This is a genomic window from Citrobacter sp. CK189, assembly GCF_030333505.1.
Lineage (GTDB): Bacteria > Pseudomonadota > Gammaproteobacteria > Enterobacterales > Enterobacteriaceae > Citrobacter_B > Citrobacter_B koseri.
On record NZ_JAOWFV010000032.1, the window covers coordinates 58293 to 82686 of the forward strand.

The 24394-nt window shown below is 57.0% G+C and carries 18 protein-coding genes; 8 read left to right on the plus strand and 10 right to left on the minus strand.

The window, feature by feature from the left end; translation table 11 throughout:
* Position 1: 1 nt before the first annotated feature.
* Genes entA through entC form a run of 4 tightly spaced genes read right to left on the minus strand, consistent with a single transcriptional unit; the run spans position 2 to position 4423 of the window.
* Complete coding sequence (entA, locus tag OGV83_RS01790; protein ID WP_286463059.1) at positions 2-757, minus strand: 2,3-dihydro-2,3-dihydroxybenzoate dehydrogenase EntA; 756 nt, start codon at positions 755-757, stop codon at positions 2-4.
* Positions 757-1614, minus strand: a complete 858-nt coding sequence (locus OGV83_RS01795) for an isochorismatase (protein WP_047458220.1) — start codon at positions 1612-1614, stop codon at positions 757-759. The genes entA and OGV83_RS01795 overlap by 1 nt, the downstream gene beginning before the upstream one ends.
* 13 nt (positions 1615-1627) lie before the next feature.
* Positions 1628-3238 (minus strand): (2,3-dihydroxybenzoyl)adenylate synthase EntE, encoded by a 1611-nt coding sequence (entE, locus tag OGV83_RS01800; protein ID WP_286463060.1) that lies wholly within the window; start codon positions 3236-3238, stop codon positions 1628-1630.
* 9 nt (positions 3239-3247) lie between these two features.
* The gene (gene entC / locus OGV83_RS01805) at positions 3248-4423 is read right to left on the minus strand and encodes an isochorismate synthase EntC (RefSeq protein WP_049010316.1); all 1176 of its coding nucleotides are present in this window, start codon (positions 4421-4423) and stop codon (positions 3248-3250) included.
* 187 nt (positions 4424-4610) lie between these two features.
* On the opposite strand from entC, the gene fepB reads away from it, so the two are divergent.
* Positions 4611-5567, plus strand: a complete 957-nt coding sequence (gene fepB / locus OGV83_RS01810; RefSeq protein WP_110494549.1) for a Fe2+-enterobactin ABC transporter substrate-binding protein — start codon at positions 4611-4613, stop codon at positions 5565-5567.
* Between the two features lie 43 nt (positions 5568-5610).
* Here the strand turns inward: fepB and entS are convergent, their stop codons facing one another.
* Positions 5611-6861, minus strand: coding sequence for an enterobactin transporter EntS (entS, locus tag OGV83_RS01815; RefSeq protein WP_104868940.1), 1251 nt, complete (start codon positions 6859-6861; stop codon positions 5611-5613).
* A 111-nt stretch (positions 6862-6972) separates the two neighbouring features.
* Between entS and fepD the strand changes: the two genes are divergently transcribed.
* The 3 genes from fepD to fepC are packed head-to-tail and all read left to right on the plus strand — an operon-like array spanning position 6973 to position 9763.
* Entirely contained in the window at positions 6973-7980 is a 1008-nt protein-coding gene (gene fepD, locus OGV83_RS01820; RefSeq protein ID WP_012133399.1) for a Fe(3+)-siderophore ABC transporter permease, read from the plus strand.
* Positions 7977-8969, plus strand: coding sequence for an iron-enterobactin ABC transporter permease (gene fepG, locus OGV83_RS01825; RefSeq protein WP_012133400.1), 993 nt, complete (start codon positions 7977-7979; stop codon positions 8967-8969). Before fepD ends, fepG begins: the two co-directional genes overlap by 4 nt.
* Entirely contained in the window at positions 8966-9763 is a 798-nt protein-coding gene (gene fepC, locus OGV83_RS01830; protein ID WP_047458235.1) for an iron-enterobactin ABC transporter ATP-binding protein, read from the plus strand. The genes fepG and fepC overlap by 4 nt, the downstream gene beginning before the upstream one ends.
* A gap of 72 nt (positions 9764-9835) precedes the next feature.
* Here fepC and wzz(fepE) read toward each other — a convergent pair whose 3' ends face one another.
* From wzz(fepE) to fes, 4 genes are all read right to left on the minus strand, one after another.
* Positions 9836-10972, minus strand: coding sequence for an LPS O-antigen length regulator Wzz(fepE) (wzz(fepE), locus tag OGV83_RS01835; protein WP_115181862.1), 1137 nt, complete (start codon positions 10970-10972; stop codon positions 9836-9838).
* Positions 10973-11224: 252 nt separating this feature from the next.
* Positions 11225-15109: an enterobactin non-ribosomal peptide synthetase EntF gene (gene entF, locus OGV83_RS01840; protein ID WP_286463062.1), complete on the minus strand. Its 3885-nt coding sequence runs from the start codon at positions 15107-15109 to the stop codon at positions 11225-11227.
* Positions 15106-15324: an MbtH family protein gene (locus OGV83_RS01845; RefSeq protein WP_058668745.1), complete on the minus strand. Its 219-nt coding sequence runs from the start codon at positions 15322-15324 to the stop codon at positions 15106-15108. The genes entF and OGV83_RS01845 overlap by 4 nt, the downstream gene beginning before the upstream one ends.
* A gap of 29 nt (positions 15325-15353) precedes the next feature.
* Positions 15354-16568: an enterochelin esterase gene (gene fes, locus OGV83_RS01850; RefSeq protein WP_286463063.1), complete on the minus strand. Its 1215-nt coding sequence runs from the start codon at positions 16566-16568 to the stop codon at positions 15354-15356.
* A gap of 305 nt (positions 16569-16873) precedes the next feature.
* Here fes and OGV83_RS01855 point away from each other — a divergent pair, with 305 nt between their 5' ends.
* Both OGV83_RS01855 and entD read left to right on the plus strand, forming a co-directional pair.
* Positions 16874-19117: a TonB-dependent siderophore receptor gene (locus OGV83_RS01855; RefSeq protein ID WP_012133407.1), complete on the plus strand. Its 2244-nt coding sequence runs from the start codon at positions 16874-16876 to the stop codon at positions 19115-19117.
* A 48-nt stretch (positions 19118-19165) separates the two neighbouring features.
* A complete protein-coding gene (entD, locus tag OGV83_RS01860) occupies positions 19166-19819 on the plus strand; it encodes an enterobactin synthase subunit EntD (RefSeq protein WP_286463065.1) in 654 nt (217 codons plus the stop codon).
* A 169-nt stretch (positions 19820-19988) separates the two neighbouring features.
* On the opposite strand, the gene OGV83_RS01865 is transcribed toward entD, so the two are convergent.
* Positions 19989-22022 (minus strand): choline transporter, encoded by a 2034-nt coding sequence (locus OGV83_RS01865; RefSeq protein WP_286463066.1) that lies wholly within the window; start codon positions 22020-22022, stop codon positions 19989-19991.
* Between the two features lie 282 nt (positions 22023-22304).
* Between OGV83_RS01865 and betI the strand changes: the two genes are divergently transcribed.
* Both betI and betB read left to right on the plus strand, forming a co-directional pair.
* A complete protein-coding gene (gene betI, locus OGV83_RS01870) occupies positions 22305-22898 on the plus strand; it encodes a transcriptional regulator BetI (RefSeq protein WP_024130562.1) in 594 nt (197 codons plus the stop codon).
* Positions 22899-22911: 13 nt separating this feature from the next.
* On the plus strand, positions 22912-24384 hold the full coding sequence (gene betB, locus OGV83_RS01875) for a betaine-aldehyde dehydrogenase (RefSeq protein WP_286463067.1): 1473 nt from the start codon (positions 22912-22914) through the stop codon (positions 24382-24384).
* Positions 24385-24394: the final 10 nt, after the last annotated feature.

The following is a 24394-nucleotide window of genomic DNA, read 5'->3' on the forward strand; positions in this document are numbered from 1 at the left end:
GTTACGCTCCCAGGGTTGAACCGCCGTCAACCACAATGTCCTGTAGCGTAATGTGGCTGGCCAGATCGGATGCGAGGAATAAAATGGTATTCGCGATTTCCTGCGGACGCGCGATTTTTCCCAGCGGAATGCCAAGCTTAAACTGCTCGCCAAAGCCACGAATACGCTGTTGCTCCGCATCATCGCTCACCCACAGCGTGCGCTGCATATCGGTATCGGTAGATCCCGGAGAGACAACGTTACAGCGAACGCCGCTGCCCGCCAGCTCCAGCCCAACGGTCAGCGCCAGGCTTTTCAGCGCCGCTTTGGACGCGCCATAGGCGCTCATGCCAATGCGCGGCGTGTGCGCCGCATCAGACGCGACGGTAACAATCGCCCCGCCCTGCTGCTGACGAAATTGCGCCATCGTCTGCTGGAAGAGGTTAAACGCGCCGCCGACGTTGACGGCGAACGTCTGTTGCCAGTCCTCGGCGCTTAGCGCATCGGTCACCCCCATCCGTAAAATCCCGGCGGCATTCACCAGCACATCCAGCCGTTCGGTTTGCGCCAGCACGCGCTGGCAAACCTGCGCGACCTGCGCGGCGTCTGCGACATCCAGCACTTCGGTCGCAAAGGGATACGCATCCTGCGTGAACTCGCGATCGAATCCCGTCACCTGCGCACCAGCCGCAACAAACTCCAACGCCGTGGTATAACCAATTCCTTTTCCCGCGCCGGTCACCCAGACGGTTTTGCCGTTAAAATCCAATCCGGCCATCACTTCACCTCACGGGAAAGCAGCGTCCACCAGGCATCAATCGTCGGGTTTTTCGCCAGCATCACGAAGTCGATATCGCCATGCACTTTACGCCAGCGAGCCGCCAGCGCCATCATACGTACAGAGTCCAGCCCGTAATCAATCAGGTTTTCATCATCCAGCGGCTCGTCGGATTCATCCAGCAGCGGCAGGATCAGCGCCCGCAACTCTGCTTTGCTCGCCGGAACCGGCGTCGGCAGCAGTTCCTGCGTCATCACCACGCGACCGGAGCGACCGGCAACATAGTTAAGCGACATCACATGTTCTTCACGGCTGAAATCGGCCAGCGCATCCGCCACCATAAACGGCTTGATATCGCGCATGAAAGCGTCGGTCGCCGTGGTCATACAGCCAATGTGCGCATACACACCCGTGATAATCAGCTGATTACGCCCGGTTTCTTTTAACATCTGCTCCAGCGGCGAACGGTGAAACGCGCTGTAACGCCATTTCACCAGCACGGTATCCGCCTCGTCCGGCGCCAGCGCATCGACAATCTTTTGCTGCTCGGGAGAACGCGTCAGGCCCGGCCCCCACATATCGTTCAACAGGGCGCGATCTTCATCGCTCTGATCTTTCGGCTGAGCGGTGTAATAGACCGGAATGTTGTGCTCTTTGCAGTACTGACGCAGGGCGGCGATATTCGCGATCACCTGTTCCATCATCGGGCAGTTGTCGCCCCAGAAGCTGACAAAATAATCCTGCATATCGTGGATCAACAACGCAGCGCGTTCAGGTTCAAAGGCCCAGTTCACTTTATTGGGCGGAATATCGAGCGCGCCAGGCAGCGCGTACGCCTGCAATTTCGGAATTGCCATCTCTCTTTCTCCTTCAGGTCAGTGAACGTGACGCCAGCCACTGACGTAATTGTTTTTTATCGACTTTACCGACCGGGGTCAGAGGCAACGCCTCGACGCACTCCACGCGATCCGGCAATTTGAATTCGGCGACCCCCTGCTCACGCAGGAAGCGGCGTATCTGTACCGCGCGCAGCGGCTCTTTCACCACCAGCCAGGCGCAGCTTTTTTCCCCCATCAGCTCATCTTCCATGCTGACCAGCGCGGCATGGATTACGGCCGGGTGGCGCAGTAACAGGTTTTCAATCTCTTCCGCGGCGATCTTCTCCCCGCCGCGATTGATCTGATCTTTTTCACGTCCCTGCACGGTGATATAGCCATCTGGATCAATGGAGATCAGATCGCCGGAGCAGTAAAAGCCGTTGGCATCAAACGCGCTGGCGTTATGCTCCGGGCTTTTAAAATAGCCGCGAAACGTGTACGGCCCGCGCGTCATCAGGCGTCCCGTTTCCCCCTGCGGCAGCGGATTGCCGTCAGCGTCAGCCACCCAGACCTCATCGTCCGGGCACATCGGGCAACCCTGAGTATTGATGATGCGCTCCGGGCTGTCGTCCAGACGGGTGTAATTCACCAGTCCTTCCGCCATGCCGAATACCTGCTGCAACTGACAGCCGATTTCCGCCGGAATACGCGCGGCAAGCGTCGCTGACAGCCGCGCGCCGCCTACCTGCAACAGTTTCAACGAGGCCAGTTGCGCGTTGCTGCCCCACTCCTGAATCGCCTGCAACCACAGGCTCACCGCAGGCGGCACCAGCGCCGTTGAATTAATCTGATGCTTTTCAATTAACGGGAAACAGAGCGTAGCGCTCGGGTCAGCCGCCAGCACCACCGTTCCCTGAGCCAGAAAGACGCCCAGCGATCCCGGCGAACTCATGGCGTAGTTATGCGCAGCCGGAATCGCGCATAAGAAACGCGTGGCTTCGGTAAAGTGGCAAATTTCATTGCTGCGGCGCACGCTGTAGTAATAATCATTATGGGTGCGCGGGATCAGCTTCGGCGTTCCGGTTGTCCCGCCGGAAAGCTGGAAATAAGCCACCTCATCGGCAGGTGATGGCGTGGCGGTAAAATCAACCGCAGGCTGGTCAATCGCCGTTTGCAGGTTGTGTTCACCCGCATCGTTGAGCAACAACACCACACGCACGGAATTGTGTTCGGCAATAAACGTATTGAGGAAATCGTCCCCGGTGAACAGCGCGTGCTGGCGGTCAGCAATCACCAGCGCCGGTTCAATTTGCTTCGCATAAGCGTTAAGTTCCGTCCGTTGATGGCTGAACAGCGCCAGAACCGGTGCGACGCCAAGCTTCAGCAGGGCAAAGAAAGTGATATACAGCTCCGCCACGTTGCCCAGTTGCACCAGCGCGGTTTCGCCGGGTTTGATCCCCTGACGGCGCAGGCTACAGGCCAGATTATCCGCCGCCTGGTTCAGTTCGCGATAGCTCAGGTGTCGATCGCCATCAATCACCGCCGTTTTATCGCTGTCTGCGTGGCGGGTTAAAATATCGGTCAGCGGCAGATCCTGCCAGTACCCTTTTTCACGATAGCGGCGGGCAAACTCCTCCGGCCAACGGGTGAAAGGAATGGTCATCATCGCTCCTTAATGCAGTCCAAAAACGTTCAACATGGTAGAAAGCTTAACGCCGGTCTCGCGCCACTCCGCGACCGGAGACGAAGCAGGCACAATCCCGGCGCCCGCGAACAGGCGAACCTGGTTTTGTCGCAGCTTCGCGCAACGAATCGTCACGACCCACTCGCCGTTTCCTTCGGCGTCACACCAGCCGACGATGCCGCCGAACAGTTCACGATCGAACGGCTCCAGTTCGGCAATTAATTTTTTCGCCACCTGATGCGGGAAACCGCTCAACGCAGGCGTCGGATGCAGCAGACACGCCAGCGTCAGGGCATTTTCTTCCGCATTCGCCTTACCTTCGAACGGCGTACCGAGATGCCATAACGTCGGGGTGGTGATCAATTGTGGAGATGCAGGCAGTTGTAATTCACTGCTGCGGTCGCGCAGCACCGTCTTCATGGCCTGAGTGACCAACTCATGTTCGTGTCTGTCTTTTTCAGAAGCCAGCAGTCGGTTGCCCGCTTCACGATCCAGCACATCATCAGGCTGGCGACGCGCCGACCCGGCCAACGGCAGCGAACTAAAGCGATCGCCCTCTTTACGCAGCAGCAATTCCGGGCTGGCGCCAAGCAGCACGCCGCCATCCTCCAGAGGCACATGGAAGTTGTAACTCACCGGATTCTGCGCCACCAGCCGCTCCAGCAGCGCGCCGCTGTCAATGGTGGCATCGGTCGTAATATCAATCAGGCGTGACAGAACCACTTTGTCGACTTCAGGCGTCGCCGTCAGCGCTGCCGCGCGCGCAACCATCGCTTCAAACGTTTCCTGTTCAGGGATACTTTTACGATCAACAACATTCAGTGCCTGATGCCCGGTAAAGTAACGCGAGGATTGTTGCTTTGCCGGTCGGGAGAAGGTCTGCCAGGACTCAGGAATGAACAGCGAGGATGGCTGGCGGGTATCAAAGGGGATAGCGCCGACCATAACAGGATTTGCGATACCCTGCGCTCTGGCGTCGGCAAAGGCTTGCTGTAATTTTTGTTGGAAGGGGCTGTCTAACGAATCCCCGTCAACCGCTGGTTCAGCGAAACGGGCGAAGCATCCTGACGTCGTAAAGCTGCGATACGGCGACATAAAGAAAAAGCGATCGGGGGTGAGCGTTGCCATTTTCTGCTGAACTTCCTCGGCCAGTGACGTATCCATATCATCCTCCAAAAATGATAAAGGCTTTAATAATGATTATCATTTATATTTTCGGGCGCTAACCTAAAAGTAAACAGACAGCATGTCAACTCTTGGGGTAGCACAATGTGCGACTTAGACTTGCATCCCTTCCCGCTAACAATGAAAATGAGAAGCATTAACTCCATTAATAACAGGACGCTGATTCGTGAGACTTCCCCTGCTTTGCAGAACATCCCTGATACTGGTTGGGCTTTTCATTTCAGGAATTTCTTTAGGTCATGCCGCTGACTGGCCGCGCCAGATCACCGACAGCCGCGGCACGCATACGCTGGACCATAAACCTGAACGTATCGTCTCTACCAGCGTGACCCTGACGGGCTCGCTGCTGGCGATTGATGCTCCCGTTGTCGCCAGCGGAGCGACCACCCCTAACAACCGCTTTGCCGACGATCGGGGATTTCTGCGTCAATGGAGCGACGTTGCGAAAGCGCGCAAGCTGGCGCGCCTGTACATCGGCGAACCAAGCGCTGAAGCCGTTGCCGCACAAATGCCGGACCTTATTCTGATTAGCGCAACCGGTGGCGACTCTGCGCTGGCGCTGTACGATCAGCTTTCTACTATTGCCCCTACGCTTATCATCAATTACGACGATAAAAGCTGGCAGTCTCTGCTGACGCAACTGGGCGAGATCACCGGCCAGGAAAAACAGGCCGCTGCGCGCATCGCGGAATTTGATAAACAACTGGCGACCGTTAAACAACAGCTCACATTACCGCCGCAACCGGTCAGCGCGCTGGTCTACACCGCTGCCGCACACAGCGCCAACCTGTGGACGCAGGATTCAGCCCAGGGCAAGCTGATGGAGCAGTTAGGCTTTACGCTGGCGCCCCTCCCTGCCGGACTGCAAACCAGTAAAAGCCAGGGCAAACGTCATGACATCATCCAGCTTGGCGGGGAAAACCTGGCGGCAGGTCTGAACGGCGAAGCGCTGTTCCTGTTTGCCGGTGACAGCAAAGATGCCGACGCTATTTACGCCAACCCACTGCTTGCTCACCTGCCTGCCGTGCAAAACAAGCGCGTTTATGCGCTGGGCACCGAAACGTTCCGTCTGGACTACTACAGCGCAACGTTACTGCTTAACCGTCTCGCCGCGCTGTTTTAACTTACTTGCCGGATAGCGGCCAATGCCCTGTCCGGCCTGCATTTTAAAGCGGTGCACCATCTGGCACCGGCGGCGGCTGGCGAAAACGACGCAACTCGCCCAGCAGCAGCATTAACAACAACCCAACGATCACCAACCCAAACCCGCTCACGCTCGCTGACGCAACCGGCGTCATCATGGCGCCCAGCCCGCCCAACAGCGCTGCGCCGATGGCGTCACCGGTCACGTTTTGCGCCGTCCACAGGCCGTTGATTCGCCCGAGCATGGCTTCCGGCGTTTGCGTCTGCAACAGGGTGTATTGCAGTAACGAGCTAATCGCGCTGAGCCAGCCAAACAGCGCCAGACAGATCACCCCGAGCAGCCAGACAGGCATCAGACCAAACAACCCAATCGCCAGGAACGACCCTACGGTGGAAACCAGCATCAACAGTCCAGGGCGAACGCTGTGCGCCAGTTGCCCGCTGGTTAACGCGCCAACAGCCGCCCCCAGCGGGATAGCAGCATAAAGTAAACCGATTTGCGCGGCGGACATATGCCAGTTAATCGCCAGCGCCGGATAAAGCACTCGCACCGCGCTTGCCATCGTCAAAAGTCCGCCAAGCAACGCAATGCCGCCAATGAGCGGACTGGAGAGCAAGAAACGGAACGCCGCCAACAGCGATTTCAACGGATGCTCACGCGGTTGCGGCGGCGGCGGGAGCGCCGGAAGGCTCAGCAACGGCAGCAGTGTGATAAATGTTCCTGCCGCCGCCAGACCGTAGTTCCAGGCCACGCCGCCGGTAGCCAGCAATACGCCGCCCAGCATCGGTGAAATCACCGATCCCAGACGCACCGTCAGCATCGTAATCGCCCCGGCCTGCATAAGGTTTTCTCGCCCTACCAGCGCAGGCGTCGCCGCCAGTAGCGCCGTAACCCCCAGCGAGGCAAAAAAGCCATCCCACAGACCGAGCAGATAGATTGCCAGCAGCGAAGGTTCCGGCAACAGCGCGTTCAGACACAGGCCAATAAAGCCAATACCGCAGGTGCCGCGCGCCAGCAGGATCACCTTTTTACGTTCATAACGATCCGCCAGCACGCCGCCGACCATCAGGCCAACAAACATCGCGCTACCGGTCAGCGTCACCGACAGACCAACCTGCCACGTCGAGTGGGTCATCATCTGGATCTGTACCGGCACCGCTACGCCCAGCAGACCCAGCGAGACAATAGAGATAAAACGGGCGAGGAAGACAGCGCGAAATGCAGGGTGCGTCTTCAACAGGCTGAGATTCAGCAGCCAGGATTGTCGATTCATTACAACGCCTTAATGCGAACTTTTTTTAAATATCCATTCAATGGCTGCACATGCTAACATAACCGAATAAGATCGATAACGATAATTACTATCATTATCAGGGAAGTTGATATGTCATGCTCTGTTTCCGTGGCACGCGCCATCGCCGTGCCCGGCTTGTTGTTATTACTTATTCTCGCCACGGCATTAAGTCTGGCTATCGGCGCAAAATCACTGCCTGCGTCCGTCGTACTTGAAGCAATTACCGGCACCTGCCAAAGCGCTGACTGCACCATCGTGCTGGACGCGCGATTGCCGCGCACGCTGGCTGGCCTGTTGGCTGGCGGCGCACTGGGGCTCGCCGGGGCGTTAATGCAAACGCTCACCCGCAACCCGCTTGCCGACCCGGGCATTCTCGGCGTCAATTCCGGCGCCAGTTTCGCGATCGTACTCGGCGCGGCGCTGTTTGGTTTTTCCTCTCCGCAGGAACAGTTGCTGATGGCATTTGCCGGGGCGCTGGTCGCCTCGCTGATTGTCGCCTTTACCGGCAGCCAAGGCGCCGGGCAGTTAAGCCCGGTTCGCCTCACGCTGGCGGGTGTCGCGCTCGGCGCAGTGCTGGAGGGGCTTTCCAACGGTATCGCGTTGCTGAACCCGGATGTGTACGATCAGCTCCGTTTCTGGCAGGCCGGCTCGCTGGACATTCGCAGTCTGCAAACGCTCAAGGTTATTGTCGTACCGGTGCTGATTGCCGGTGCTACCGCGTTGTTTCTCAGCCGCGCGCTGAACAGCCTGAGTCTCGGTAGCGATACTGCCACCGCGCTGGGCAGCAAAGTGGCGCGTACCCAGCTCATCGGCCTGCTGGTGATTACCGTGTTATGCGGCAGCGCGACGGCGGTTGTTGGCCCCATCGCGTTTATCGGTCTGATGATGCCGCACATGGCCCGCTGGCTGGTGGGGGCGGATCACCGCTGGTCGCTGCCGGTCACGTTGCTGGCGACCCCGACCCTGCTGCTGTTTGCCGATATTATCGGGCGACTCATCGTTCCCGGTGAATTGCGCGTTTCGGTTGTCAGCGCCTTTCTCGGCGCGCCAGTGCTTATTTTCCTCGTGCGGCGCAAGCAGCGCGGAGGTGCCGTATGATGCACCTTTCCCGCCGCCTGATCATAAGCTGTCTGTTGCTGGTGCTCGGCTGTATCGCTGTCGGCTTGTGGAGCCTGCGCAGCGGCGCCGTTACGCTGGAAGTCTCGCAAATCATCAATGCGTTGCTGGGAGACGCCCCGCGCAGCATTACCCTGGTGGTGACCGAATGGCGTCTGCCTCGCGTGCTGATGGCGCTGCTGATTGGCGCCGCGTTGGGCGTCAGCGGCGCGATTTTTCAGTCGTTGATGCGCAACCCGCTGGGTAGCCCGGACGTAATGGGTTTTAACACCGGGGCCTGGAGCGGCGTGCTGGTGGCAATGGTGCTGTTTGGCCAGAACCTGACGGCGATCGCGATGGCGGCAATGGCTGGCGGGATTCTCACCTCGCTGATCGTCTGGCTGCTTGCCTGGCGCAACGGCATTGAGACCTTCCGGCTAATTATTATCGGCATCGGCGTGCGCGCCATGCTGGTGGCGTTCAACACCTGGCTGCTGTTGCAGGCGTCGTTAGAAACGGCCCTCTCCGCCGGATTGTGGAACGCCGGGTCGCTCAACGGACTGACCTGGGCCAAAACGTGGCCCTCGGCACCGCTGATCGTTCTGATGCTGGCGTGTGCCGCATTGCTGGTACGCCGTCTGCGCTTGCTGGAAATGGGCGATGACAGCGCCTGCGCGCTTGGCGTCAGCGTTGAACGTTCCCGGTTAATGATGATGCTGGTCGCCGTGGTGCTGACCGCCGCCGCGACGGCGCTCGCAGGCCCGATCTCTTTCATTGCGCTGGTTGCGCCGCACATCGCGCGGCGCCTTAGCGGCACGGCACGCTGGGGGTTAACCCAGTCCGCATTGTGCGGCGCGCTATTGCTGCTGGCCGCCGACCTGTGCGCCCAACAACTGTTTATGCCTTACCAGCTTCCGGTAGGCGTCGTCACCGTAAGCCTCGGCGGTATTTACCTTATCGTCTTGTTAATTCAGGAGTCCCGCAAAAAATGACCGAATCAGTAGCCCGTTTGCGTGGCGACCAGTTAACGCTGGGTTATGGCAAGTATACCGTCGCGGAGAATCTGAATGTTTCTATCCCGGATGGTCACTTCACTGCCATTATTGGGCCGAATGGCTGCGGCAAATCAACATTATTGCGTACGCTAAGCCGTCTGATGTCGCCCGTACATGGCCACGTCTGGCTCGACGGCGAGCATATTCAGCACTACGCCAGTAAAGAGGTGGCGCGACGAATCGGCCTGCTGGCGCAAAACGCCACCACGCCGGGCGATATCACCGTACAGGAGCTGGTTGCCCGGGGCCGCTATCCGCATCAGCCTTTGTTTACCCGCTGGCGCAAAGAAGACGAAGACGCCGTCGCCGGTGCGATGCGCGCCACGGGGATTACCCACCTGGCGACGCAAAGCGTGGACACGCTTTCCGGCGGGCAGCGGCAGCGAGCATGGATAGCCATGGTGCTGGCGCAGGAAACGTCCATCATGTTGCTGGATGAACCGACGACCTGGCTGGATATCAGCCACCAGATCGATCTGCTGGAGCTGTTGAGCGAGCTGAATCGCGAGAAAGGTTACACCCTCGCTGCGGTTCTGCACGACCTTAACCAGGCCTGCCGGTACGCCACGCATTTAATCGCGTTACGTGAAGGCAAGATCGTCGCAGAGGGAGCGCCAAAGGAGATTGTGACAGCGGATCTTATTGAGAAAATTTATGGATTACGTTGCACGATCATCGACGATCCGATCGCCGGAACGCCGCTGGTTGTGCCGCTGGGTCGCCCGAAGTAATCTCAATGGCGGAGGGTTAACCATGCAGGCCCGGTCAGCGACAGCGCCACCGGGCGATTTGCCGGATGGCGCTTAGACTAACCGTTCTTCCAGTTGAATCGCATCATCCAGTTTACGGGACAGCATGGCATGACGCAGCAGAACACCGCCGCACGCGATCATACCGCCCAGCAACGCAGCCAGAATCACGATCAACGCTTTGCCCGGGCCGTCTTTTTTCACTGGCAGCGAAGGCGATAGCTGATATTTAAACGGCATAAATTTCACATCATTGATATTCATCGCGGTCAGTTGCTCTACGTAATACTGACGGTTGCGTATTTCAGCGTTAATTTCCGCAACGTCCGTGACGGACTTTTCAATTTGCAATTTTTGCGCAATACCGTCGGCGCCCAGAGAAATAGAGAAATCCGGGTCGTCTTTTACCGCCTGACCATTACTGTAGACCGGCTTCTTAATCCCGGCGGCGTTGGCAATCTCCAGGGAATAATTGAGTCGCTGAATGTTCGCATCAAGCTGGTTGCGCAATCTCACCCGGTCCATCGCCAGTTTTTCTTTCTCGAAATGCGTTCTGGTGTCCAGCTGGTTACGAATATTCTCCAGCGTCTCTTTCACGACGATGTCCGACACATACTGGATATAGCCGGTCAGCACCTTCTGCGCCTCTTCTTTCGTTGGCGCAGTAAAACTCAATGTCCACGAGGTAAATAACGACGTCTCGTTTTTCTTACCGGCGTTGGTATCCACCGCGTTCATCTTTTCACTGAGCGCAACAATCGCCCGATGCAGTTCCATTTCATCAATATCCGCCCCTTTTAATTGATCCATCACATACGGGGAGGCGCGAAGATATTCATCCAGCAGCGATGTTGAGCTGAACTTCTTAATGAAAAGCGTAAAGACGGCGTCTCGCTGCAAATTAATGTCGAGGTTCAGCACACGCAATGTGGTCAGCGTTTTTTCCAGCGCCTGCCACTGTACGGCCTCTGCCGGGGTGACAATCGCCCGACTGGTCCATTTCTGCGGCAGAATAAAGGACAGCAGAATACCTGCCAGCGCAAACGCAAAAACAGTCGCAATAATGCGATTTTTCGCCCGCCATAAAACATCAACAAGGCTTAACAAATCAATTTCATTACTGTTTGACGGCGCTAACGGATAGCCAGTAAATTCCGAATCTTTTTCCTGCTTAACATTGAGTGATGACATGTTGTGTAACCTGACATTGAGTCCAATGAATAAAAACATCCTTTCTAATATTCTAACAGCATCTCAGAATTATCCGAAACGATCTTTGCCTGTTCCCACAGGTAGCATGCAACTTTCGGAATTTCACTAACCGTCTGATTATGTTTCACTTATGTTAAATCAATGCTGAAGACAAATAAAAAGCCCATAATAATTGGTAGCTATTATGGGCATCAGTAGAATTAAATTTTTAAAGGCGTCAGAACGCTTCGCTTACTGGTCGAGCAATGCGCGAATAATCGGCCCGATATTCTCAAACGCGGCAGGTGAAATAATATCGACGTGGGCGCAATCCTGGCGGTAGATATCCAGTTCTGCCATCCACGGCGCCCAGCTGCGTTCAGGACTTATTCCTTCCGGCAGGGTGCGCTCCGCGACAAACAGCGTTGCGCGTCCATCGAACGGTACGCTATGCGCGGTTGTCAGAAGCCGCACGGCATCGGCGTAGTTTCCTTCGATGGTGCTGAATAACTCCCCGGAGGCATTTCCCTGTTGCGCAGCAAGGAACGCTTCGCGTTCACGCGCGATCTCCGCTAACACTTCAGGGTCCAGACCATTGGCCTCTTTTTCCTGCCAGTTTTGCGTTTCCGGCGGCCAGGTATCCAGCAGCCCGAGGAAGGCAACCGTTTCGCCACGCGCACGCAAGCGCGCCGCAATGCCCTGGGCCAGCGTTCCGCCCAGCGAATACCCCAGCAGGTAGTAAGGCCCGTGCGGCTGCTGCGCCAGCAGCGTTTCCAGATGACGCTCGCACACCTCATCCAGATTCGTGGCCGTTTGCATCGGTCCATCAAGCCTTGGCGACTGAATCCCCGTAATTGACCAGTGTGGGCTGAGATAACGAGCCAGCACGCTAAACTGCCAGGCAAAACCGGACGCCGGATGGAAGCAGAATAACGTTGGTCCACTGCTTTCACGCAGCGGCAGGAGCGTTTCAAAGCCCAGACGCTGAGATTGCTCGTCATCGGCGGAATCCAGCAACGCGCTAAGCTGACCAACGGTTGACGCCACCATCACCTGCCCCGGCGTCACCTGACGCCCGGACGCGCGACTCAACTGCGCGGCGAGTTTCATCGCCAGTAACGAATGCCCGCCCAGCGCAAAGAAGTCGGCCTCCACATCATTGACCTCGCAACCCAGCAGGCCGGCAAAGGCGTCAGCCACCGTTTTTTCCGTCCCTGGTAATGGCGCGCGCCCCGGCGTACGTTGCGTCAGTTGCGGCATCGGCAGCGCTTTACGATCCAGTTTCCCGTTTGCGCTGAGCGGCAGTTCCGCAAGCTGTAGCAGAACCACAGGCACCATATGCGGCGGTAATGTCTCGCGTAACCGTTCCTGAAGCGCCGGAATATCCAGCGGTAAGCCGGATTGTGACACCAGATAGCCTACCAGTTGGCGGGCATCGCCTCCTGTCGCGGCCGCCAGGTTAAACACGCAGGCGTGAGCCACGGCGTGCTCGACGTCCGGCAGCGTTTGCATAACCCGATCAATCTCGCCCAGTTCAATGCGCTGACCACGAATTTTTAGCTGATCGTCGCTGCGGCCAAGGTACTCTACCGCGCCATTTTCCAGCCAGCGCGCCACGTCTCCGGTGCGATACATGCGTTCGCCCGGCATAAACGGATCGGCAATAAAGCGACTCGCCGTCAGATCCGGGCGCCCCAGATACCCCTGCGCCAACTGGATGCCGGTCAGGTATAAATCACCCGCGGTGCCCGGCGGCACCGGGCGCATCATCGCATCAAGAATGCGCAGCCCGGTATTCCAGACCGGATAGCCAATCGGCACGCTGTTTCCGGTGACATCCGCCAGTTCTTTGCCGCAGGCGGGATACCAACTGACATCCACCGCCGCTTCCGTCGGCCCGTACAGATTGTGCAGCGGCGCGCCGGTCAACTGTTCCCACTCGCGGCACAGCCCGGTGGGCAGCGCCTCGCCGCTACAAAATACGCGCTGTAGCGTAGCGCAGCTTTCATGAGCGGATTCAGGGGTGAGCGAGGCGACGAACGCCGCCAGCATTGACGGGACAAAATGGGTGGTGGTCACACCATACTTCGCAAAGAAATGCTGCATGGCAATCGGATCGCGGTGCGCGTCCGGCTCCGCCATCACCAGCTTCGCCCCGGCAATAAACGGCCAGAAGAACTCCCACACCGAAACATCGAAACTGCACGGCGTTTTTTGTGCGACCACATCCTCTGCCGTTAACGGATAGTGATCCTGCATCCACAGCAGGCGATTCACGATCGCGGTTTGCCCGACCATTACCCCTTTCGGTCTGCCGGTCGAACCGGATGTAAAGATGATGTATGCCGTATGGTGCGGCAACGACAACGCCAGCGATTCAGCGCCGCTCGTCGGCAGCAGCGCGTTGTAGCACAGGCTTTCTACGCCGGGGATATCGTTAAATCGCGGCAGCTGTTCTGCGGTTGTGATCAGTAATTTCGGCTGCGCGTCTTCGAGCATCATTCGCAGACGATCGTCGGGATACCCCGTATCTAACGGCAGCCAGGCGGCTCCGGCTTCCACAATACCGTGCAGCGCCAGCGTCAGGAAAACCGAGCGCGGCAACGCTACCGCGACGCTGTCGCCCGGTTTAACGCCACGTTCACGCAGCAGGTGCGCCAGGGCGATCACCTGCTCGCGCATCTCCTGATAACTGAGCTGATGGCGCGCATCAGCCAGCGCGGGCGCGTCCGGCGTTTTGCGTGTCTGTTCGTCAACCAGCGCGCTGAGCGTCGTGAGCGGTATGCTTACCGCCGTATCATTAATCTGCGCCAGTTGCGCATATTCGGCAGGCAGGAGCATTTCGGCATCGCCGCAGCGCAGCGCCGGATTGTCCGCAAACTGGCGTATCAGCGCCGTCAGCCGCGACGCATGGCAGGATAACGTCGCCTCATCATAGCGCTGTTTGTTGGCTAAGATTTCAATGCTCAGGCCGCCCTCTTCATCCGGGAACAGCGCCAGTTCAAGATCGTTAACCGGGCCGGTCGCCAGCGTATGGGTTTGCGCCTGTACACCGGGAATATCCAGTTGATAATCAAAGACCTTCACGTTCAGTACCGGGCCAAACAGCGGCTCTTCACCCGCCGCGCGGCCGCTGTCGCGAACGATCTGTTCGGCGTCATAACGCTGATGGCGACGCATTTTTTTCATCTGCCCGGCAAGACGCGTCGCCAGTTCCGGCAGCGTTTCCGCCGCATTAATGCTCACCCCTAACGGCAGGACGTTCAGTACCGGGCCGGTCGCCGTTAACGCCGCCGATCCCATACGCCGCATGAATATAAATCCGGCAGCATAGTCCATCCGGCCGCACAGGCGGCCCAGCCATAGCGCCACCAGCGCCAGCGCTAAATCCGCACGCTGAATATCAGACATACGTGCCGCCAGCTGACGGAAAACACCGTCGGGCATATCCAGTTTCATACGCAAAATATCGGCGCTGGCCGCCCGCCCGGGAAGCGGCGCAGCCGACAGCGAAGCGGGAGGCGGCAACTGGCGACGCTGCTCCGCCCAGAAGGCGCCATCGCGTTGATAAGCCTCGCTCTCACGGTAACGCTGATACTCCTCCACCACGTCAGCAAATGGCGTAAACGGCGAGTCGGGCGTCGGGGCGTTACACTGCCAGGCGCGGTAAATCGCCGCGATCTGACGGGTTATCGCCGGGAAACTGAAGCCATCCACCAGTAGATGGTGATAACGCTGATACCAGTACCAACGGGTATCATCGACCTGAATCAACTGGTGGAACGCCAGCGGTTTGCCGCCATCAACGCGTAAATTTTGTCGCAGATCGGCCTGCATCCGCGCCAGCGCCGCCGCATGCGGATCGGGCTCGTCACGCAGATCGATAAGCTCAGGTTGTGCAAACGTGAATGCCGGGTCCACCCACTGCCAGACCTCGCCGTTATCTTCAGTAAATCGCATACGGAGGGTATCCGCTTGCGCCATACCGGTTACAACCGCCTGCGCCAGCAGAGGGGCATTCAGCGTGCCGTGTAATTCCACATAGTGCGCCACGCTCCAGGCGGAAGGCAGCGTAGAGAGTTTTTCCGCCATCCAGATCCCTGGCTGGGCGGCCACTAACGGTAAACGCGTAGTCATTGAGCCTCCTGCGCAGCGGCGTAATGGGCGGGAGTTAGCGTGGTCCAGTGTGCATCCAGCCACTGCTGGCAAAGCGCCTGCGATTGCGGTTCGCACACCACCTGCCAGCCAGCAGGGAGAGAACACTGCTGTGGCCAGAGGCTAAATTGACGCTGCGGGTTTTGCAGAATGTAAAATTGTCCCTGCGGGTTATCGAAGGGATTACTGAATTCCATACTCAACTCCTGTCGTGGAAAATCGCCAGCTACAGCGTGTCGGTTAACGGTTGCCAGAGGGTCATCAACCCCTGCATTAATCCGCCACGCCAGCAAAGCGCATCATGTCCGCCGTCAACCTGACGCCAGAAAACCGACTGCTGCGTAGTGTGTAGTTGGCTGTAAAGCGCCTGATTCGCCCGGAAAATAAGCGGCTCTCTGATACCGGCCTCCAGCACGATGCGCAATCCTCTGGCGGTCAATGTGCCCGCCTTCAGTTGTTCAATAATCTCGCCTTCCCGATCTGCGCCGCGCTGCGGCCACCAGAACGATCCAGACTGGCTCAGTACGCAGCCAAAGCGCTCAGGCCAGTTCAGACCGGCATACAGCGAGGAGAGCCCGCCAAAACTCTGCCCGGCGACGACCGTCCTTTTTGCACAATCGCTGAATGGCGCAACGGTTTTCACCAGCGGCAGGAGTTCTTGTTGTACCGCCAGCCAGAAATCGGCATTGCAGGGCAGTTCACGGCTACGGTGGGGGGTATCAATGGCATCAATCAGCAGGTAGACCGCAGGAGGGAGCTGACGCCGCCGGGTCAGTGAGGTGAGCGCGGGCCAGACGGGCATGCTTTCCGCCCAAAACTGCCCGTCGAGCAGAATCGCTAGCGGACGTTCAGGTCGGGCGTCGCCGGTCGTGAACACCCACACGCGACGCGTATTGCCCAGCCGCTCGCTGCGCCATTGCAAACATACCGGGGGAGCTGACGGATTTTCAGGCTTATCCCAGCCGGGTTGTGCTGGCGCGCCAGGCATTTCCAGCGCGGAAACCGCATGGCCCCGCCCCCCCTTCCAGCTCACCGGGTTAAGAGGATCGGCAATCGCCTGCGGCAATAACTGACGCCAGCCTTCACGCAGCGTGGTTCTGTCAGGCGTTTCATCTACTGCCAGAGAAGCAAAAATATCATCGCGTTCAGAAGGGATGAAACAGTAACTACCACGCCAGTCGGCGCTTAATGTCGTGCTCCATCGCCAGACATCCGTGCCCGCAATACGCTGCATGGATTGCGGAACCGCATTCTGGTGATGGTCGGTGACGCCTGTAATGTAGACCCATACGCGGCGAATTGAAGAGCGGCTTTCCGTCCCCTGCGGATCGCGCCACCAGAAAGTCACCCGATATTTTTCGTCTGTTTCACGCTCCCATTCGGGACCATGTTTTGACTGCCACCAGGTCTTACTTCCTGTCGTTAACGCCGTCACCGTCATAACCCCATGTTTATTGTGTAATTTTTTATTTAATGATGAAATATATTGATAATATTATTGATAACTATTTTCATTTGCAATAGCGTATTGTCGCGCCGTGGGAAGCGCGAACATTATTTCACCACCCAGGCTGGGTCTCTCATTCGTGCATTGACGCCACGTTCAAATGAGAAACACAACCTGAAACCTGCACTGCGTGCTTTTTCTGGAATGTATGGCTTTCGCAGATGTGGGCGACATCAGGCTAAACACCTCACCACGAGAGTTTGGCGCATGTGGCTAAATAAAGATAAGCAGGAAACACAATGAACAATAAGATTCATTCCCTGGCCTTACTGGTCAATCTGGGAATTTATGGGGTCGCACTGCCTGTTATGGCGGAGGAGACCACTGATAGCGCAGCGCTTCATGAAGACACCATCGTGGTCACCGCCGCCCAGCAGAACCTCCAGGCACCGGGCGTATCGACCATCACCGCCGACGAAATCCGTAAAAATCCTCCCGCTCGCGACGTTGCCGAAATCATCCGCACCATGCCGGGCGTGAACCTGACCGGTAACTCAACCAGCGGCCAGCGCGGCAACAACCGCCAGATCGACATTCGCGGCATGGGCCCGGAAAACACCCTGATTCTGATCGACGGCAAACCGGTGACCAGCCGTAACTCCATCCGTCTGGGCTGGCGCGGTGAGCGTGACACCCGTGGCGATACCGGTTGGGTGCCGCCAGAGATGATCGAACGCATTGATGTGATTCGTGGCCCTGCGGCGGCACGTTACGGCAACGGCGCAGCGGGCGGCGTGGTAAACATCATCACCAAAAAATTCGACGATCAGTGGCACGGTTCGTGGAACACCTATCTGAATGCGCCGGAACACAAAGACGAAGGTTCCACCAAGCGCACCAACTTTAGCCTGAGCGGCCCGCTGGGCGGCGAATTCAGCTTCCGCATGTACGGCAACCTGGATAAAACTCAGGCCGACGCCTGGGACATCAACCAGGGCCACCAGTCTGAGCGTACCGGCGCCTACGCCAACACCCTGCCAGCAGGTCGTGAAGGGGTTGAAAACAAAGATATTAATGGTGTCGTACGTTGGGATTTCGCACCGATGCAGGCGCTGGAGTTTGAAGCAGGCTACAGCCGCCAGAACAACCTTTACGCGGGTGACACCCAAAACACCAATAACGACAATGCTCTGGTGAAGAAAAACTACGGTAAAGAGACTAACCGTATTTATCGCCAGAACTTCGCAGTGACCTGGAACGGCGGCTGGGATAACGGTATCACCACCAGCAACTGGGCACAGTACGAACACACCCGCAACTCGCGTCTGGGCGAAGGGCTGGCGGGCGGTCTCGAAGGGTTGTTCAACAGCGACGAATTCACCGACACCGACCTGGCCGACGTGATGTTGCACAGTGAAATTAACCTGCCGCTTGATTTCATCGTTAATCAAAACCTGACGCTGGGTACTGAGTGGAACCAGCAGCGTATGAAGGATTCCGCCTCGAATACTCAGGCTCAACAGGGCGGAGCCATCCCAGGCATGAGCGACGACCGCAGTCCGTACTCATCCGCAGAAATCTTCTCCCTGTTTGCCGAGAACAACATGGAGATAACTGACAGCACCATGCTGACCCCGGCGCTGCGCTTTGATCACCACACTATCGTCGGCAACAACTGGAGCCCGTCCCTGAACCTGTCGCAGGCGCTGGGCGATGATTTCACCCTGAAGATGGGTATCGCCCGTGCCTATAAAGCACCGAGCCTCTATCAGACCAACCCGAACTACCTGCTGTACAGCAAAGGCCAGGGTTGCTATGCAAGCTCCGATGGCGTCGGTTGCTACATGATGGGTAACGATGACCTGAAAGCGGAAACCAGCGTCAACAAAGAGATTGGTCTTGAGTGGAAACACGACGGCTGGCAGGCCGGTGTGACCTGGTTCCGTAACGACTACCGCGATAAGATTGAAGCGGGCTATGCGCCAGTCGGCCATACCTCTTCAGGTAAAGTGCAAACCGATATCTACCAGTGGGAAAACGTGCCGAAGGCCGTAGTAGAAGGTCTGGAAGGATCGTTGAATATTCCGGTCAGCGATGCGATAAACTGGACCAACAACATTACCTACATGCTACAGAGCAAGAACAAAACAACCGGCGATCGTCTGTCGATCATCCCGGAGTACACGCTGAACTCAACCCTGAGCTGGCAGGTACATCAGGATGTGTCAGTGCAGTCAACCTTCACCTGGTACGGCAAGCAGCAGCCGAAGAAATACAACTATAAGGGCCAGCCTGCTACCGGCTCTGAGAAAGATGAAGTCAGCCCGTACAGCATTGTCGGCCTGAGCGCGACCTGGGACGTAACCAAAAACGTCAGCCTGACCGGCGGCGTGGATAACGTCTTCGACAAGCGTCAATGGCGTGCGGGGAATGCCCAGACCACGGGTAACGACGCGACCGGCGCTTATATGTACGGTGCAGGTGCTTACACCTACAACGAACCGGGTCGTACATGGTACATGGGCGTTAACACGCGCTTCTGATAACGACCGCCCTCTCCCTGAACGGGGAGAGGGTTTTTATGAGAAACCATGCGAACCATTTACACCCCCCTCTCTTTTTCCCGCCACAAACTTCATCTTATCGGGTTCGATATCGATAGCTTCCACGAACACGATCTGCTCTGGTTGCCGCACCATGCGCAGTTGCTTCCCGCCGGGCGAAAACGTCAGGCTGAACATTTAGCGGGACGTCTCGCCGCGTTTCATGCTCTGACTGAATATGGGCACAAAACCGTACCCGCTATCGGCGATAAACGGCAGCCCTTGTGGCCGGAAGGTCTGTTCGGCAGTATCAGCCACAGCGCCGCCACGGCGCTGGCAGTCGTCTCCCTCACTCCGGTAGGGGTTGATATCGAAGCAATCTTCACGCCTCAAACGGCGGCAGAACTCACCAGCAGTATCGTCGATAACGATGAACAACGCGTTTTACAGCGCAGTTCCCTCCCTTATCCGCTCGCATTAACCCTGGCGTTTTCCGCCAAAGAGAGCGTCTATAAAGCGTTCTCCAATCGCGCGGCAACGTTACCGGGTTTTGCCAGCGCCAGGATCGTTTCAGTGACGAAAACACATCTAACCATGCAAATGACGTCGGCGTTTTCGCCGCAGCTTGCTGATTGCACAGTGGATATTTCGTGGCGTGAGTACGACGGTCAGGTCATTACGCTCTGCGCGTCCGCCCTGTAGAATTTGCCCGCAGCCATTGCTGACTGCGGAGCACAAGCATTGCCATAAAAGCGTATTTCGTCAGCATATATCGCCTCCATGCGAAGAAGAGACTAACAAGCCGAATTGTCGTGTTCGGGTTGTTAGCCTCAAGGTTGACGGAACTATTTTCAGAAAACGTGAGATCCGCTTACATTCCCGGGAACAACACCCCGTTGCCAGGCGCTTCACGATCCAGATGAATAAAGTTCAGATGACGTTCATACTGATCGAGAATGTCCGTAATCACCTGCTCTTTGCTGTAGTCCATCAGGTCATTTCCCTGGCTTCCTTCCAGCAGGAACGTTTCCAGCCGGTAATAGCTCGATTTGCCGCTACGCGCCCGGTAGGTAAAGCCGGGGATTGCGTACTGCTGCGGCCAGATCTGATAGATAAAGTTGCGCTCATCGCCCATATGAACCCGCAGATCCAGATGACCAAGGTTTTCCCCTTCCTGCGGCGGCATACTTTTCAGCTCCACCGATGCGCCGCGCAGTTGTAGCTCATGGGCGACCTCTTCCATTGCCGGAAAACATACCTTCTCCATCATTTCGCGGGTATAGCGCGTTCCCGGGTAGTTCATCAGGCGCGACAGTCGTTTTTTCCAGCTCAGCCGGTCCTGTACGCCTATCGGACGCGGCGCGGTATGACGACTGGCGCTTTCCCGACGATAATCTTCAACTTTCAATGATTTATACAATCCTGCCATAATGAAGAAGATCACAAAACTAAACGGCAGCCCCATGATTACCGTCGTGTTTTGCAGCGCTGAAATCCCGTTGGTCATCAGCATCCCCAGCGTCAGCAGGCCAATCGCTACCGACCAGAAAACACGCAGCCAGGCTGGCGCATCGCTGTTGATGTCTTTCAGTTTTGAGGTGAAATTGCCCAGCACCAGCGCACCGGAGTCCGCCGATGTCACGTAGAACAACAGACCGGTGATTGTGGCGACAGACGCGCTGAAGGTGAAGGCCGGATACTGCGCCAGCAGGCTATAAAAGCCGCGCTCAGGGTGCGCCATCGCTTCCTCGGCAAAACCGGCATCGCCATGAATGATTTCATACAGCGCGCTATTGCCAAACACCGACAGCCACAGCAGGGTGAAAGTGAACGGGATAATCAACGTACCGAAGACAAACTGGCGAATGGTGCGGCCACGCGAAATACGCGCCAGGAACAGCCCGACAAACGGCGACCACGCAACCCACCACGCCCAGAAAAAGAGCGTCCAGTTGTTCATCCACTCAACCGGCCTGTCGAACGCAAAGCTGTTCAACGTCATCCCCATAAAGCGGTTAACGTAGTCGCCCACATTCAGCACCAGCGCATTGAGCAGGAATGAGGTGTCCCCCATAAACAGCACAAAGAGGATCAACCCCAGCGCCAGCAGCACATTCAGCTCCGACAGAACCCGAATGCCTTTGTCCACGCCAGAAGTCACCGAGATCGTGGCGATCACCACCGACAGCACAATCAGCGCCGCTTTGGCCGCCATTGAATCCGGGATATCAAACAGCACGCTCAGACCGTAATTGAGCTGCACCACACCAATCCCCAGCGTCGTGGCGATACCAAAGATGGTGCCGATAACCGCGGCAATATCCACGCTATGCCCAATCGGCCCGTTGATGCGCTTACCGAAGATTGGATAGAGCGCTGAGCGAATGGTCAGCGGCAGGTTATAGCGATAGCTAAAGTAGCCAAGCGCCATCCCCATTAACGCATACATCGACCAACCGGTCAGGCCGTAGTGAAACAGCGTCCAGACCATCGACTGGCGGGCGGCTTCAATGGTCTGCCCTGCGCCTTCCGGCGGCTGCATATATTGGGTGACAGGCTCCGCCACCGAGAAGAACATCAGGTCGATGCCAATCCCGGCGGCGAAAAGCATTGCCGCCCAGCTTAGCAGACTAAATTCCGGCTTTGACTGCTCAGGCCCGAGCTTGACGGAACCGAAACGCGAGCAGGCAATGAATATGACAAAAACGATATAGAGCGTGGCGGCCAGCAGATAGTACCAGCCAAACGTTCTGGAGACCCAGTTCAGCGTGCGGCCGATCCAGACTGCGGAGAAATCACTAAAAAAAATGGTCGTCAGGGAAAACAACAAAATCAGTCCGGCAGACGTATAAAACACAACGGGATTGATTTTGTCCTTTTCTCTGTTCTGAGCAAGGTTCGTCATCGATTACCTCTGATTAAGTAACGGTGACTACTCTGTCGAGCAGCTAACTTTTTGAGATTCTGTAAGGCGATGGCATTTTTAACAGATTTGCAAAAATAGCCTTATTAACAGAAATGATGATATTTTCAATCTATTGTTTTTATTAATTTTATCTAATATCCCATTACATTCCCCTTACCTGTTAACCGCTAAATTGATAACAATTAAGACACATTTTATATTGAACGTCCAATCAAAAAACGGTTTAATACATAACCATAACTGATGACTGGAGCGATAAAAATGCCCAAAGTGGGGATGCAAACCCTTCGTCGCAGGCAACTGATTGACGCCACCCTGGAGGCCATTAATGAAGTCGGGATGCATGACGCGACCATTGCGCAAATAGCCCGGCGAGCAGGCGTGTCGACCGGCATCATCAGTCACTATTTCAAGGATAAAAATGGATTGCTGGAAGCGACGATGCGCGACATCACCAGCCAGCTTCGCTATGCCGTCCTGCGTCGGTTGCACGCCCTTCCAGAGGCCAGCGCTGAATTGCGTTTGCGCGCCATCGTAGCGGGCAACTTTGACGACAGCCAGATAAGCCAGGCCGCGATGAAAGCCTGGCTCGCATTCTGGGCAAGCAGCATGCATCAGCCGATGCTCTACCGCCTGCAACAGGTCGCCAGCAAGCGGCTACTGTCAAACATTGTGTATGAATTCAGGCGCGAACTTCCGCGCCAGCAGGCTCAACAGGCCGGCTATGGCCTGGCGGCGCTTATCGATGGACTGTGGCTACGCGCCGCGCTGAGCGGAAAACCGTTTAATCTCAGTCTCGCTCAGGCGCTGACCACCCATTTCATCAGTCAGCATTTGCCGAACGCCACTGACTAACCGAGGAGAACCCATGCCCCGAATGGCAGAACAACAGCTTTATATTGACGGCGCATATACTGCCGCCACCAGCGGTCGCACCTTTGAGACGATCAATCCCGCTAACGGCGAGGTACTGGCTACCGTACAGGCCGCAGGCCGCGACGATGTCGATCGCGCCGTGAAAAGCGCGCAGCGCGGGCAAAAAATGTGGGCCGCGATGAGCGCAATGGCGCGCTCGCGAATCCTGCGTCGGGCAGTTGATATTCTGCGTGAACGCAATGACGAGCTGGCGCAACTGGAAACGCTCGATACCGGTAAACCACTGAGCGAAACCGCCAGCGTAGACATCGCCACCGGCGCTGACGTGCTTGAGTATTACGCCGGGCTGATCCCTGCCCTGGAAGGCAGCCAGATCCCGCTACGCGAGACGTCATTCGTCTACACCCGTCGCGAGCCGCTGGGCGTGGTGGCCGGGATCGGCGCATGGAACTACCCCATTCAAATCGCCCTGTGGAAATCCGCTCCGGCGCTGGCGGCAGGCAATGCCATGATCTTCAAACCCAGTGAAGTCACGCCGCTAACCGCGTTAAAACTGGCGGAAATCTACAGCGAAGCCGGTCTCCCGGACGGCGTGTTCAACGTGCTGCCAGGCACCGGCGCGGAAACAGGGCAGTTCCTGACGGAACACCCTGATATCGCCAAAATCTCCTTCACCGGCGGCGTCGCCAGCGGCAAGAAAGTGATGGCCAATTCAGCGGCTTCATCGCTGAAAGAGGTGACGATGGAGCTGGGCGGTAAATCACCGCTGATTATCTTTGACGACGCGGACCTCGACCTCGCGGCGGATATCGCCATGATGGCGAACTTCTTCAGCTCCGGCCAGGTCTGCACCAACGGCACGCGCGTATTCATTCCGGCGCACATGAAAGGCGCCTTCGAGCAAAAAATTCTGGCGCGCGTAAGCCGCATTCGCGCAGGCGATCTGTCTGACCCGGCAACCAATTTTGGCCCACTGGTGAGCTTCCCCCATCGCGACAACGTTCTGCGCTATATCGCCAGCGGAAAAGCGGAAGGCGCAACGCTGCTTTGCGGCGGCGACGTATTAAAAGGCGAGGCGTTTGATAACGGCGCCTGGGTCGCCCCCACCGTATTCACCGACTGCCGGGATGAGATGACCATCGTACGCGAAGAAATTTTCGGCCCGGTGATGTCCATTCTGACCTACGAAAACGAAGAAGAGGCGATCCGCCGCGCCAATAACACCGATTACGGACTGGCCGCCGGGGTAGTGACAGCCGATCTCAACCGCGCTCATCGCGCAATCCACCAGCTTGAAGCGGGGATCTGCTGGATCAATACCTGGGGGGAATCTCCTGCTGAAATGCCGGTCGGCGGCTACAAGCATTCCGGTATTGGTCGCGAGAACGGCATCATGACGCTGCAAAGCTACACCCAGGTGAAGTCCATCCAGGTTGAGATGGGTCAGTTTCAATCCATATTTTAACCAGGAGGTT

Coding starts and splice junctions, on each gene's coding strand:
- entA (WP_286463059.1), bottom strand. CDS start 757: ATGGCCGGATTGGATTTTAACGGCAAAACCGTCTGGGTGACCGGCGCG.
- OGV83_RS01795 (WP_047458220.1), bottom strand. CDS start 1,614: ATGGCAATTCCGAAATTGCAGGCGTACGCGCTGCCTGGCGCGCTCGAT.
- entE (WP_286463060.1), bottom strand. CDS start 3,238: ATGACCATTCCTTTCACCCGTTGGCCGGAGGAGTTTGCCCGCCGCTAT.
- entC (WP_049010316.1), bottom strand. CDS start 4,423: ATGGATACGTCACTGGCCGAGGAAGTTCAGCAGAAAATGGCAACGCTC.
- entS (WP_104868940.1), bottom strand. CDS start 6,861: ATGAATCGACAATCCTGGCTGCTGAATCTCAGCCTGTTGAAGACGCAC.
- fepD (WP_012133399.1), top strand. CDS start 6,973: ATGTCATGCTCTGTTTCCGTGGCACGCGCCATCGCCGTGCCCGGCTTG.
- fepG (WP_012133400.1), top strand. CDS start 7,977: ATGATGCACCTTTCCCGCCGCCTGATCATAAGCTGTCTGTTGCTGGTG.
- fepC (WP_047458235.1), top strand. CDS start 8,966: ATGACCGAATCAGTAGCCCGTTTGCGTGGCGACCAGTTAACGCTGGGT.
- entF (WP_286463062.1), bottom strand. CDS start 15,109: ATGACTACGCGTTTACCGTTAGTGGCCGCCCAGCCAGGGATCTGGATG.
- OGV83_RS01845 (WP_058668745.1), bottom strand. CDS start 15,324: ATGGAATTCAGTAATCCCTTCGATAACCCGCAGGGACAATTTTACATT.
- fes (WP_286463063.1), bottom strand. CDS start 16,568: ATGACGGTGACGGCGTTAACGACAGGAAGTAAGACCTGGTGGCAGTCA.
- OGV83_RS01855 (WP_012133407.1), top strand. CDS start 16,874: ATGAACAATAAGATTCATTCCCTGGCCTTACTGGTCAATCTGGGAATT.
- entD (WP_286463065.1), top strand. CDS start 19,166: ATGCGAACCATTTACACCCCCCTCTCTTTTTCCCGCCACAAACTTCAT.
- OGV83_RS01865 (WP_286463066.1), bottom strand. CDS start 22,022: ATGACGAACCTTGCTCAGAACAGAGAAAAGGACAAAATCAATCCCGTT.
- betI (WP_024130562.1), top strand. CDS start 22,305: ATGCCCAAAGTGGGGATGCAAACCCTTCGTCGCAGGCAACTGATTGAC.
- betB (WP_286463067.1), top strand. CDS start 22,912: ATGCCCCGAATGGCAGAACAACAGCTTTATATTGACGGCGCATATACT.